The organism is Buchnera aphidicola (Cinara strobi) (genome assembly GCF_900560745.1).
Lineage (GTDB): Bacteria > Pseudomonadota > Gammaproteobacteria > Enterobacterales > Enterobacteriaceae > Buchnera_F > Buchnera_F aphidicola_AJ.
In genome coordinates, this window is the sequence record NZ_LR025085.1 from 203,255 (window position 1) to 217,389 (window position 14,135).

Below are 14,135 nucleotides of genomic sequence, written 5' to 3' on the forward strand. Positions count from 1 at the left end.
ATGACTTTATTAAAAAATAAAAAGATATTAATCTTTGGTGTAAAAAATAAGTTTTCTATTGCTTGGGGTATTGCTACCTCTATGTATAAACAAAAAGCAAAATTAGCATTTACATATAATAGTAAAAAATCAAAAAAAAATATCATAAAATTAGCTAAAAGTGTTAAATCTAACATTATTTTAGAATGTAATGTTAATTCTGATGATTCAATAAAAAATTTATTCAATAATCTATTTAATATCTGGGGATTATTTGATGGAATAGTTCATTCTATTGCATACGTCCCTATTTTTCAACTTAATTATGATTATATGCAGATTATTAATCGTTTAGATTTCTTAAATGCTCATGAACTAAACTCTTTTAGCTTAGTAGCTATTGCTAAAATTTCTAAAAAATTTCTTAATTCAAGTTCTACTATTTTAACTTTATCGTATATTGGATCCATAAAATATGTTCCTTATTATAATATAATGGGTGTTACAAAAGCATCATTAGAGGCAAATGTTCGATATTTAGCTTATTCTATGGGTAAATTAAATATACGTATTAACGCAATTTCCCCAGGTCCAATAAAAACATCTTCTTCTTACGGAATAAAAAATTTTTATAAAATATTTCAAAAATGTAAAAATTATAGTCCTCTTAAAAGAACTGTTTCAATTGAAGAAATTGGAAATGTAGCCTCATTCTTATGTTCTAATTTATCTAGCGGTATTACCGGACAGGTTATTTATGTAGATGCTGGAAATAATATTGTTTAATTTTATATAAAACACTAAAAATATAAATAAATATTTAAATTCATAAGAGTCAATTACTGTTTTTTAATTTTTTTATTGATTATATAAAATTAAATATTTTTGTGAATAGTATTTTAATCTTCAAATTATTGATATGTAATATTTTTACTATTATAAATTTAAGTTAATATAATTTAAATAAATATTTTTTTGTAACTATTTTTATTTTAAATAAATAAAATTTATTTTTTTTTAAATATACTTATATTTTTAATGTAACAGATATCGATTTAAATGCTATTTTTAATACAATTAAAATAATTAGGCTATAACGATATGTTTCAGGATAATTCTTTGCTTATAGAATTAAAAAATCAGTTACGTAAAAAAAAACTTATAGTAGAGGGAATTGTAAAAAGTACTTCTCAAGGTTTTGGTTTTTTAGAGGTTGATTCTAAAACAACATATTTTATTCCTCAGAAAAATATGAAAAAAGTTATTCATGGTGATAGGATAGCAGGATCAATTGAAATAGAAAATAATAAAGAAATTTTTCATCCTGAAAAATTGATAGAATCATTTTTAAAAATATTTATTGGATCTATTGTAAAAAAAAATAATTGTATTTATATACGATCTTATTATCCTTATATACGTGATATTGTTTTTCATCGATATAAAACTTCGATATCTAGATCTTGGAAAAATGGAGACTGGGTAGTAGCAGAGTTAAAAAAACACAAGTTACAGAATAGTCATCATTTTTATGCACATATAAAAAAATTTATCTCTGAAAAAAATAATCCATTATCACCATGGTATGTAATTTTATCTCGACATAATTTAGAATTAACATCACCTATCATTAATTCTATAGAATTATTGAAACAAACTATTCCTAATGATAATCGTGTAGATTTGACTAGTTTAGATTTTATTACCATTGATAACTGCTATACAAAAGATATTGATGATGCCTTATTTGTAGAAAAAAGTAGTTCTAATAGATTGATTCTTACTGTTGCTATAGCTGATCCGACAGAATATATATTAGCTGATACTGAAGTTGATTTCATAGCAAAAAAACGTATTTTTACAAATTACTTGCCAGGTTTTAATATCTCCATGCTACCAAAAAAATTGTCTGAAGATGTATGTTCTCTATTTCCTCAGGTAAAAAGACCTGTATTAGCTTGTCGCATTATTATTGACGATAATGGAAATATTATTATGGATAAAATAGAATTTTTTTTAGCATGGATTAAATCTCAAAGTAAATTGTCTTATGAACAAGTATCCAATTGGCTAGAAAAATCTGGTTCATGGAAACCAGAGAACATAAGGATTGAAAAACAAATATTGTTGTTACAACAAATATATAATATTAGAAATTTATGGAGACAAAAAAATGCCTTGATATTTCAAGATCGTCCAGAATATAGATTTCATTTATCTAAAAAATGGGAAGTTTTAAAAATATCTATAGAAAATAGACGTATTGCTCATAAAATAGTTGAAGAATCAATGATTTCAGCTAATATCTGTGCTGCATATTTTTTAGAAAAAAAGTTAGGATTTGGATTATATAGTGCGCATACTGGTTTTGATATTTTTAATGCAAAAAATGTAGTTCTTTTTTTAAAAAAATATAATATTTCTTATTCTATAGAAGAGATTATGACTTTATCAGGATTTTGTAAACTAAAAAGATTATTAAATCAATTATCCAATGGATATTTAGATTATCGTATTTGTCGATTCCAATCTTTTGGAGAAATTAGTATTTTTTCTAAACCACATTTTTCATTAGGTTTATCTTCTTATGCTACCTGGACGTCTCCTATTAGAAAATATAGCGATATGATTAATCATCGATTAATTAAATCAGTAATAATGGGAAATAAAAGAATTACCCCTCCTAATAATACAATTATATCAAATATTATTAATAGAAAACGTAAAATGCGTATGGCAGCAAAAGAAATAGAAGAATGGTTGTATATAAAATTTTTTAAAAACATAGATCATCATAATAAATTTTATCAAGCAAAAATTGTAGATGTTTTTAAAGGAGGTTTACGTGCACGTTTATTAAAAAATGGTGCTTTTATTTTTATCCCAGCTTCTTATATTCATAAGATTCGTAAAGAGTTAATATGTAGCCCGGAATGTGGTATGATATATTTAAGAAATAAAATTTATTATCAAGTATCTGATATTATTACAGTCAAAATACTATATATTAATCAGGAAAAAAAAACGATATTTGCATCTTTAATTAATTAACATATTAATATGTTAATTTTAAAAATATATTTTTGAGTATAAAAACTAATTATTTATTTTTGAATAGAAATATTTATTGACCGTTAATAATAATTTATATATTTTATCTTTAAAAAATATATTTAGTATTAAAGTATCAATTAATTCTTATATATAAAATTTTTTATTTTTTTATTATTATAGATTTAATTAAATCAATCTTTAATAAAATTTTATTGATTCATTTATAATTTTCTTAATCTTGATTTTTTTTAATATTATGATTTGAAATTCTTTAAAACTCTCCTTATAAGGTTATATCTTGATAAATGGTTAATTTTTAGATAAACAATTAATATTAAGTTTGTGTTTATATATAAAAAATACGATGTCTTTAGTATAAAAATTATTTTTTTATTTTTAATAAGTAATTTTTAAAAAAATAATTTTATTCTTTCATAAAAATTAAAATATATTAAATATTTTAATTTATATAATTTTATAAAAAATATGAATATGATTGTTCGAGATTTAGGTTTATGTGATTGGTTAAAAATTAATCGCGAAATGAAAGATTTTACTAATCAACGAGATAGTAATTCAATTGATGAATTATGGTTTGTAGAGCATTTTCCTGTTTTTACTTATGGTTTATTAGAAACAAAAAACTATGGATCAAATATAAAAGGAATACCTGTCTTATATGCAAATAGAGGTGGTAAAATTACATATCATGGACCAGGTCAATTAGTTATCTATTTTTTAATAGATCTCAGAAGAAAAAAAATTAAATTTTATAAATTTGTAAAAAATTCTGAAATACTTATTATAAAATTATTAAGAGAATTAAATATATTATCACATTTAAATAATTTATGGCCGGGTATATATGTTAACAAAAAAAAAATTTGTTCATTAGGTTTTAGGATTACTCGGGGTTGTTCATTATATGGGTTATCACTCAACATAAAAATGGATTTAACTCCTTTTAGTTATATTAATCCCTGTGGAAATAAAACTATTATCATGACTCAAGTAGATCATTTTAAAAAAAATGTTTCTATGCAAAAAATAAAAAATATTTTTATAAAAAATTTTTGTAAATTATTTAATTATTTAGTAACTTATGATTAATAATTTTGTATATAAGATATATGGAATTAATAAGATATTATTACCTATATAATCGAGATTAGAAATTAAAAAGTAAATATAGAGAAAAAAATATGGTTTACAAAAAAAAATATACTAAGTTCAATAAAACAGAAGATATAGATGTACATACGATTTCTAAAATTTTACCCTCCAATGTTACTCAATCAATTTTAAAAAAACCTAATTGGTTAAAAATACGATTACCATCTAATTTTAATAAAATTAATAAAGTAAAAGAAATTTTAAAAAAAAATACATTACATTCAGTATGTGAAGAAGCTCAATGTCCAAATTTACCAGAATGTTTTAATCAAGGAACAGCAACATTTATGATTTTAGGGGATATATGTACTCGAAAGTGTCCTTTCTGTGCAGTTAAAAAAGGTCGAGCTCTTGCCTTAGATACAGAAGAACCTAAAAAAATATTTAATACCGCTGTTCAATTAAATCTGAAATATATAGTTTTAACTTCAGTTTCTAGAGATGATTTAAAAGATGGAGGAGCTCAACATTTTTCTAATTGTATTTACGAAATTCGAAAAAAAAAAGATATTAAAATAGAAATTCTTGTCCCTGATTTTAGAAAAAAAGAAAAAGTAGCTTTAGATGTTATCAATAAATATCCACCAGATATATTTAATCATAATATTGAAAATGTCCCTAGATTATATTCTATTGTTCGCCCTGGAGCAAATTATAACAATTCCTTAAATTTATTATATAAATTTAAAAATATGTGTCCTAAAATTCCTACAAAATCTGGATTAATGCTTGGTTTAGGAGAAAGTAAACAAGAAGTGATTGATGTATTAAAAGATTTAAAATCAGTTGGTGTATCCGTAATTACTATTGGGCAATATATGCAACCTAGTCAAAATCATTTATCTGTTCAAAAATATGTTACCCCTAAAGAGTTTGTTATACTTAAAGATATAGCTTTATCCTTAGGGTTTGATAAAGTATTTTGTGGACCTTTAGTTCGTTCGTCATATCATGCGCATAAACAGTATTTATTACATTAATATGTATTATTTTTGTATGAAATTTATTTTATGAATTAAAATACAATATTTATTTGTTCATTAGATTTATTTAATGAACAAATAAATGAATTTTTTTTTATAAAAATTTTTAAAAAATATTTATATCAGTCTAATATTTTAAAAATATATATTTTTAATAAAAACATATTTTTATTAAAGAATAAAAGAATCTATTATTATTAATAATAACACCAAAAAAAATATTATCTAATTTTTTATTGGTGTTTTTAATTATATGTTATTTTTTATAATTTTATTATATAAAATTATAATTATCTAAATAAAGAACAAATAATTTATTTAATTTTAAGTAATTAAATACTATATAAATATTATTGTAAAATGTATAGATTTTATCTACTAATGATTTAGAAAAAAATATTTGAAAAATATTTTTAATACTAGAATGAATTGATAAATTCATTTTAGTTTTTAACTGTTTAAAAAAAGTTGGTTCTCTTTTTGGCCACATTACATTATAATGCTTGATTTTAGCTAACTCAGCAGCTTTTTCAATTGCTGTATCTATGTCCCCGATTTGATCTACTAATCCTATTTTTTTAGCTTGAGCGCCTAACCATACTCTTCCTTGAGAAATTAAATGAACTTCCTTTAATGTTTTATGGCGAGATTTTGCCACAAGATTTATAAATTTTTTATATCCATTGGAAAGATTTAAGAAAATTTTTTGTTTATCTTGATAAGATAAATCGTGGAATATACTTAATTCACTAAAATATTGAGATCTTATTCTATGTGCATTTATACCAAAAGTAGATAATAATTTTTCTATTGTTGGAATAACTGAAAAAATTCCAATAGAACCAGTAATAGTTGTTGGATGAGCAATGATATAATCACCTGCAGTAGATATCCAGTAACCACCAGAAGCACTAACCTCTCCCATAGAAATTACAATTGGTTTATGACATTTATGTAGTTCAAGTAACTTCTGTCTTATTTTTTCAGAATCTCCTACATTCCCTCCAGGACTATTAACTCTTAAAACAATAGCTTTAATATCATTATTATTTTTCGCATAATATATTTCGTTTAAAACATTATCAATATCCATGTTTTTAGAATCATCAGAATCGCCTCCAATAATTCCATTAGCCATAATTATTTTAATTTTATCTGAAGATATTTTTTTTATATTTTCTCGAATATGATATTGATGAATATCAAGATAATGAATATTTTTTTCATTTTTATTTTTTTTAAAAATATTATTCAAATGTTCGATAATATTATTTTTTTTAATAATATGATCTATTAAATGATAGTGTAGCGCATATTGAGAATAATTATTATAATGATCTTTTAATCGATGAAAGAATACACTAGGATTGGGACAAATGTCTTGTATTGTAATATGTCTATTACAAGCTATAGTTTGCAAAAAACTTTTCCATTTATATTGAATTATACTTTGATCTATTTTTTTCGCCTTTGAAGATGGCCCATTTCTTAGAAATGTTTCAACTGCAGATTTATATTTTCCAATTCTAAACACATGTAAGTGTATTTTACATATATTAAATAAATCTCTAAAGTATAATTTATTATTTGAAAAACCATTGATTTGAACCGTTCCGTTTTTTGACAAAAAGATTTTATCTGCAAAACTTGCTAGATAATATTCGCTTTGTGAATAACTATCCCCAATAGCGATAAACGGTTTATTGGATTTCTTGAAGTGCTGTAATTTTTTTCCAAGATATTCTAAAACTACTTGATTACAAGAAAAACAGTTTTCTGCTTTTAATATTATTCCAGTAATTGCTGGATCAATTTCAGCTTGTTGAATTTGTTTAACTATTTCAAAAATAGAAATATGTATTTTTTTGTCATCATTGTTATTAAAAAAATTAAAGGGATTAATTTTTTGAGATATATCTGACATAGGGATTTCATCAAATACATTTTTTAAATCTATAACTAATACCCCGTGTTGATTATTGTTATCAGAAAAAAAATTATTTTTTTTATCTCCCCACATTATCCAAATAAAAACACTGATAATGAGTAGTAGTATTATATTAAAGAATACTTCTCTAATAAACTTTAATAATTTATATACCCATATCAGAATTTTTGCTATAGCTTTAAAAAATATTGTCATTTTTTATATAAACTCCCCTAATCATTTAATTCTTTAAAAATATTTTATATAAACATTTTTATTATATGGACATATATAAATAATTTACATGTTATGATATAAAGATAATATCTTTCTTAAAAATATATCTTTATATAAATATATATATTAAAATATATTTATTTAAAATAATAAGTAAAATTCATTTTTATAAAAAATAAAAATTTACCAATGTAAATTTAAAACAAAAAAACAGTTTTTAAAAACTATTTTATTAAAATAAAAATTTTTAATTAATTTATTTAGAATTAATGAGTATTCTAATTTTTATTTGAATAAAATTATTTTTTGATACTTTTTAAAAGTAATTTTTTAAAATTATAATTAATTAATTTTTATAAAAAAGTATTATTAATTCTTATTCAAATAAGAATTTTATAAAAAAATAAGTATTTTGTTTATTTTAGCATTTATTGGAAATTTCTAGGTTTCCCGCATTGATCGATAGCAACATAAATAAATATTGCTGTAGTTGTACAATATGATTTACCAAATAGATGGGAATTTATTTTTTTAATCCATATTTCTATTTGTGTAGTAATAGAAGTATTTCCTATATTTATGCAACGAGCATAACAGCATACTAAATCACCTACAGAGATTGGTTTTAAAAAATTTATATTTTTTACATGTACTGTAGATACTTGACCCTTTGATATTTCTTTAGCTAAAATACCTCCTCCAATATCCATTTGAGACATAATCCATCCTCCAAAAATATTCCCATTAACATTTTTTTTAGATGGCATAGCAATAGTTTTTAATACTAAATCTTCATTATTTATTATATTGTAGTTTTTATAATTTAACATTAGGTTCACTGGTAAAGTTATAGGTTAATTATTATTGATTATTTGTATTATCAATTTTTATTGAATAATATTTTTTATTTTAAAAAAATGATATAACCTAAATAAATATATCGTCACATAAATAAATCCTATATTCAAAATAACATCAGAAATAAAAAAATTTATATATGTCGGAAAAATAAAAATTGTCTTAAAAATAACTATCATTAATGATTTTACCATTAATCCAAATAAAACAGCAGGTGTAATCACGTATATATATTTCCATGAAATAATTAAACTATTATGTAATGAATCTAAGATGTTTTTTTTCTCTATTAAACAAATAATAGGTGATAATGAAAATAAAATATGAACAATTAAATTAAAGATTATAAAAAAATTAGATCCAATCTCTATTAAAGTTAATTTAAGCCATATAATTGGCATTAATAAAAAAAAATACTTTAATGTTTTCATGATTATATAAGAAGATTTTTTTAAAAAACTTAAAGGAAAAGATTTTATTAAATATTTAATTGAAGTACATAAAAATGCATGACTAAAAATTATGCAAATAATATTTATATATTTCATATAAAAAACAATTTTTTTTTGATCAAGCTGCATATCCATTATTATTTTTTTTAAAGGTAAAGATTTATAATAATGATTATTATATAATATTAATAATTCAGTAATATTAATACTAAAGAATTTTTGTATTGCTACGCTTATTAATGCGCTAAAAATTGATAACATCAATATATTTATTATATTTTCATGAAAAAATTTACGCGCGTCGTGCACTATAATATATATGTTCGATAACATATATTCTCCTTATATGAAATAAATAATATATTTTTATTAAAATAAATAATGTTATTGTTTTTTAAATCAGCAATAAGATTTTTATAATAATATTTATTTAGTTTTATAAATTTAAATATTCTTTGTTTCTTTTTTAAACATAATTATAATTTTTTTAATTTTTTTCATCATTTGATATGTATCATCGAGATTTTTTTCTATTATCTTAATAATACAAGACCCGCATATAATTCCATTTACACCGTTTCTTAAAATACTCTTTATTTGATTCCTTTTATAAATACCAAATCCTTGCATAATAGGTGGTGATTGATGTTTTTTTAATTTTTTTATTGTTTTTTTCAAAAAATCATCTGAATTAATTTTTTGTTCCCCTGTAATACCTGGTCGAGAAACAAGATATATATAACTCTTACTATGTTTAATAATTTTTTTTATAAAATTAATGTCAGAGTTTGGAGGACAGATAAATACTGACGAAACATTATTTTTATTTGCATTTTTACGAAAAGGAAGCGATTCTTCTAACGGTAAATCAGCGATCAATACAGAATCAATGCCATTTGATTTACAAAGAGAATAAAAAACAGGTATTTTTCTACAAAAAACCAAGTTAGAATAAGTTAATAATCCAATTGGAATATTAGTATGTTTATTTCTAATAATATTTATCATATTAAAACATTGCTGTAAGGTAATTTTATTACGTAATGCTCTGATATGTGAATTTTGAATTATCAAACCATCTGCTATAGGATCGGTAAATGGTATCCCTAATTCTAAGGCATCTGCTCCATTATTAATCAATAGATCAATAATTTTTAAAGAAACTTGTATAGAAGGATCTCCTAATACAACAAAAGGAATAAAACAATTTTCATTATTTAAAGATAAATTTTGAAATAAAAACTTATATCTAGATTTCATAAGGTTACTCATGTTTTTTATTAATTTGATTATTAATAGTTGCTAGATCTTTATCACCGCGGCCGGATAGATTAATAATAATTGTTTGTTTTTTATTAGGTTGACGGCGCATTAATTTAATAGCATATGCTATTGCATGAGACGACTCTAAAGCTGGTATAATGCCTTCAAATTTAGATAATTTTAAAAATGCATCTACGGCTTCTTGATCAGTAATTGATACATATTTTACTCTTTTTTTATAATGTAACCAGGCATGTTCGGGGCCAACTGATGGAAAATCCAAACCGGCAGAAAGAGACCACGATGGTTTAATTTGTCCATCATTATCTTGCATAAGATATGATTTCATTCCAAAATAAATTCCTAATTTTCCAGAATGAATAGGAGATCCATGTTGATTTGTATGCAATCCCATCCCGGCTGGTTCTACACCAATTAATTTTACTGACTTTTTTTTAATAAAAGAAGAAAAAATTCCTATTGCATTAGATCCCCCTCCAACACAAGCAATAACAAAATCTGGCAAATCTTTATTTTGTAACAAAATTTGTTTTTTTGATTCATGCCCAATGATTTTTTGATATTCTTTTACAATAGTAGGGTAGGGGTGTGGTCCAGCAGCTGTTCCAATCATGTAATGAGAATTAGAATAGCTATTAGACCAATCTTGTAAAGCTGCATTACAAGCATCTTTGAGTGTACCCGATCCAGATTTAACTGTAATGACTTCAGCTCCTAACAACTTCATTCTTAAAACATTAGGCGACTGCCGTTTAATATCTTTTTCCCCCATGTATATACGACATTTTAAATTAAGTAATGCACAAGCAATAGCAGATGCTACACCATGTTGTCCTGCCCCCGTTTCTGCTATTATAAATTTTTTATTCATGCGTTTAGCTAATAAAGCTTGCCCGAGTACCTGATTTGTTTTGTGAGCCCCTCCATGTAATAAATCTTCTCTTTTTAAATAAATTCGAGTTTTTGTGTTTCTTGTAATATTTTTACATAACGTTAACGGAGTTGGTCTACCTGCATAGTAATGTAGTAAATAATTTAATTTTTTTTTAAAACTTTTATCATACTGTGTTTCAACAAAAATTTTTTCTAATTCACATAGTGCTGGAATTAAAATTTGGGGGACGTACATTCCACCAAACTCTCCAAAATAAGAATTTAATATTGTCATATTTTTATATTTATAATATTTTTTTAATTTTTTAAAAATAATTTTTATTTTTTTAAATAAAATCGTAATATTTCAAAAATTGATTTAATTTTTTTTGAATCTTTTAAACCTGGAGATTTCTCTAATCCAGAATTAAAATCTAATCCTTTAAAACCTAGTGTAGATGCTAAAAAAGTATTATGCAAAGTTAATCCTCCAGCTAACATCATATTAGATACATTGAATTTTTTAGTTAAATTCCAGTCAAACATTTTTCCAGTTCCACCTGATTCATTATCTAAAACATAGCGATCAATATATTTATTTTTTTTAATAACAGTATCTTTATTGACTGATATAGATTTCCAAATACGAACATTTTCTGGAAGGTATTTTCTTAATCTTTTAATAAATGTTCTATCTTCTAATCCATGAAGCTGAACTGCATATAAATTAAATTTTTTTACTTTAGTTAAAATATATTTATAATTAGAATTACAAAATACACCAACATAGTTTAATGAAGAATTAGTTATAATTTTTTCAGCTTGTAAGTCTGTAACATTACGAAGAGAATGAGAAACAAAAATTAAACCTCCATATATACAGCCATATTTTTTTGCAGATTTTGCACTATTTTTATCTGTTAAACCACAAATTTTATTATCACCATATATGATTTTACGAACCCGTAACTCTAAATCTTTAGAACGCATTAAATATGTTCCAATTAAAAAACCATGAACTATTTTACTTAATTTTCGAATCTCTTGATAACTTTGAATACCGGATTCACAGATAATAATTTTATTTCTTGGAATTAAAGGTGCTATTATTTCCGTATTTTTTATACTTACAGACAAATTATTTAAATTTCTATTGTTAATTCCAATAACAGTAGCATTTAAATATAATGCTCGTTTTAATTCTTCTAAGGTATGCACTTCCGTTAAAATACCTAAATTCATGCTTTTAGCAACATCAGATAATTTTCTATAAGTATCATCATCTAAAATAGATAGCATTAATAAAATAGCATCTGCTTGATGATAACGAGCATAATATACTTGATACGGATCAATAAAAAAATCTTTACACAATAACGGTTTTTTTGTTTGTTTTCGAGCCTGCAATAAATATTGAAAATTTCCATGAAAATATTTTTCTTCAGTAATAACAGAAATTACATCAGCATATTTATTATAAATACTAATTATTTGAGAAATATTATAATTTTTTCTAATAATTCCGTTTAAAGGAGATGATTTTTTACATTCTAAAATAAATGCAGGTTTTTTTTTTAATGCATTCTCGAAACAATTATTTGATTTGATAATTTTATTCTTAAAGTAATTTAATGGAATGTTATTTTTTTTATATTCAATCCATTGATAGGTGCTACTTAATATTTTAGATAGTATATCTTTTTTCATGGTATTTTAATTAAATTTTTTGTATAATTGAGATAATTTAAGAACAAAAGGATATACTTTTCCTGTTTTAATAAAATTAATAATATTTAATGTATTTTTAGATATATCATTATTCCCTAATAATTTCATTAATAACGCTACATTAATGGCAATTGTTTGAGTATATACCGGTTCCCCTTTTCCTTGAAACAGTTTTATAGTTTCTAAATAATTTTCAGTTGGATTTTTATAAAGAATACAGTCTCTGGGTTGTTTTTTTAAACCAAAATCTTTAGGAAATAGTGTATATTTAAGAATATTATTATTTTTTACTTCAACAACATTTGTTTTATCATATAGAGTTGCTTCATCAATTCCCCCGCTATGAATAATCATATATTTTTTATATTTTAATTGATATAACGCTCTTTCATATAAAGACATCAATTCAGGTTTATATACCCCGATTAATATATGATTTGGTTGAGCTGGATTTAATAATGGACCTAATATATTAAAAATTGTTTTTATCTTTAATAAAGCTCGTATTTTCGAAAGGTCTTTAAAAATTTTATAATAAGAATTAGCTAATAAAAAACAAACATTACATTTATCTAAAATATACTTAGATTGTTTTGCTGAAATATTTATATTTATTTTAAGTTTTTTTAGAAGATCAGCAGATCCTGTATGACTAGAAGCACTAAAATTACATATTTTTGCAATTTTAATTCCATATGATGCAGCAACTAAAGAACTTACAGTAGAAATATTAAAGCTATTTTTTTGATCCCCCCCAGTTCCTACAATATCTGATATATTATAATCTATTTTAGGGAAATATTTACTATTTTTTTTAATTGCTTTGTATACGCCCATTACTTCTTCATATTTTTCATTTCGAGAAGATAAAATAGAAAGTATAGAAGATACTTGTATGTCATTAAATTTTTTATTAAAAATATTATTAAACAAGTTATAACTTTCTAATTCACTTAAATATGATCCGTTATAAATTTTTTTCAAAAAATTTTTCATTATTTATTTATACATCCAGTTATAGAATAATTTTTATTATCAGATATTAGTAATTATTATATGTAATTTATTTTATTTTAAAAAGATTATATAACATAATTATAATACATAATGAATAATATTTTATAAATATTTTGAATATTTTATTAATTTTTAATTAAAATTTTTTCATTTTATAAAGTTAATTATCAAAATAAATAAATATCAATTAGAAAAAATTTTGAATTTTATTTATCTAAAATTTTTTAGAAAAATCTTTTATTTAATAAAATATATGAATTATATAAAAAATTCTTTTGTATTTCTAATTTTTTAATTTTGATTATTTAGTAGTAATTGGATTAAACAATAATGATATTGATTATTTTTTAACTTTCTATTATAATTCATATTATTATTAAAAAAATGTAATTATTTTTTAGTTATTATAGAAATTTTTTTCATTAGATTCTTTTTTAATTTTTATTTATTTTATTTACTATTTGAATATTTATTTCATTTTATTTTTTAAAATTTTTTAATACTATGTTTATATTTTTTAGAATTTTTTATTATAAAAATATTTAATATATATCAATTCTTTCAGATATA

11 protein-coding genes are annotated in these 14,135 nt (G+C 22.2%); 4 read left to right on the top strand and 7 right to left on the bottom strand.

Annotated features, from left to right (window positions below; genetic code table 11):
• The 4 genes from EAO23_RS00870 to lipA all read left to right on the top strand — a co-directional run bounded on the left by EAO23_RS00870 (position 1) and on the right by lipA (position 5,186).
• Positions 1–765 carry an enoyl-ACP reductase FabI gene (locus tag EAO23_RS00870; protein WP_158349055.1) on the top strand — a complete coding sequence of 255 codons (765 nt, stop codon included), beginning with the start codon at positions 1–3 and terminating at the stop codon, positions 763–765.
• Between the two features lie 315 nt (positions 766–1,080).
• Positions 1,081–3,030, top strand: coding sequence for an exoribonuclease II (locus EAO23_RS00875; RefSeq protein WP_158349056.1), 1,950 nt, complete (start codon positions 1,081–1,083; stop codon positions 3,028–3,030).
• Positions 3,031–3,525: 495 nt separating this feature from the next.
• On the top strand, positions 3,526–4,143 hold the full coding sequence (lipB, locus tag EAO23_RS00880) for a lipoyl(octanoyl) transferase LipB (RefSeq protein ID WP_231996024.1): 618 nt from the start codon (positions 3,526–3,528) through the stop codon (positions 4,141–4,143).
• A gap of 92 nt (positions 4,144–4,235) precedes the next feature.
• On the top strand, positions 4,236–5,186 hold the full coding sequence (lipA, locus tag EAO23_RS00885; RefSeq protein WP_158349058.1) for a lipoyl synthase: 951 nt from the start codon (positions 4,236–4,238) through the stop codon (positions 5,184–5,186).
• Between the two features lie 277 nt (positions 5,187–5,463).
• Here the strand turns inward: lipA and sppA are convergent, their stop codons facing one another.
• The 7 genes from sppA to trpD all read right to left on the bottom strand — a co-directional run bounded on the left by sppA (position 5,464) and on the right by trpD (position 13,544).
• Positions 5,464–7,332 (bottom strand): signal peptide peptidase SppA, encoded by a 1,869-nt coding sequence (gene sppA / locus EAO23_RS00890; RefSeq protein ID WP_158349059.1) that lies wholly within the window; start codon positions 7,330–7,332, stop codon positions 5,464–5,466.
• Positions 7,333–7,781: 449 nt separating this feature from the next.
• Positions 7,782–8,183, bottom strand: coding sequence for an acyl-CoA thioester hydrolase YciA (gene yciA, locus EAO23_RS00895; RefSeq protein ID WP_158349060.1), 402 nt, complete (start codon positions 8,181–8,183; stop codon positions 7,782–7,784).
• A gap of 57 nt (positions 8,184–8,240) precedes the next feature.
• Entirely contained in the window at positions 8,241–8,996 is a 756-nt protein-coding gene (locus EAO23_RS00900; RefSeq protein WP_158349061.1) for a YciC family protein, read from the bottom strand.
• Between the two features lie 111 nt (positions 8,997–9,107).
• Entirely contained in the window at positions 9,108–9,923 is an 816-nt protein-coding gene (trpA, locus tag EAO23_RS00905; protein WP_158349062.1) for a tryptophan synthase subunit alpha, read from the bottom strand.
• A gap of 4 nt (positions 9,924–9,927) precedes the next feature.
• Positions 9,928–11,115 (bottom strand): tryptophan synthase subunit beta, encoded by a 1,188-nt coding sequence (trpB, locus tag EAO23_RS00910; protein ID WP_158349063.1) that lies wholly within the window; start codon positions 11,113–11,115, stop codon positions 9,928–9,930.
• Between the two features lie 44 nt (positions 11,116–11,159).
• Entirely contained in the window at positions 11,160–12,527 is a 1,368-nt protein-coding gene (gene trpCF / locus EAO23_RS00915; RefSeq protein ID WP_158349064.1) for a bifunctional indole-3-glycerol-phosphate synthase TrpC/phosphoribosylanthranilate isomerase TrpF, read from the bottom strand.
• A 6-nt stretch (positions 12,528–12,533) separates the two neighbouring features.
• Positions 12,534–13,544: an anthranilate phosphoribosyltransferase gene (trpD, locus tag EAO23_RS00920; RefSeq protein ID WP_158349065.1), complete on the bottom strand. Its 1,011-nt coding sequence runs from the start codon at positions 13,542–13,544 to the stop codon at positions 12,534–12,536.
• Positions 13,545–14,135 lie beyond the last annotated feature (591 nt).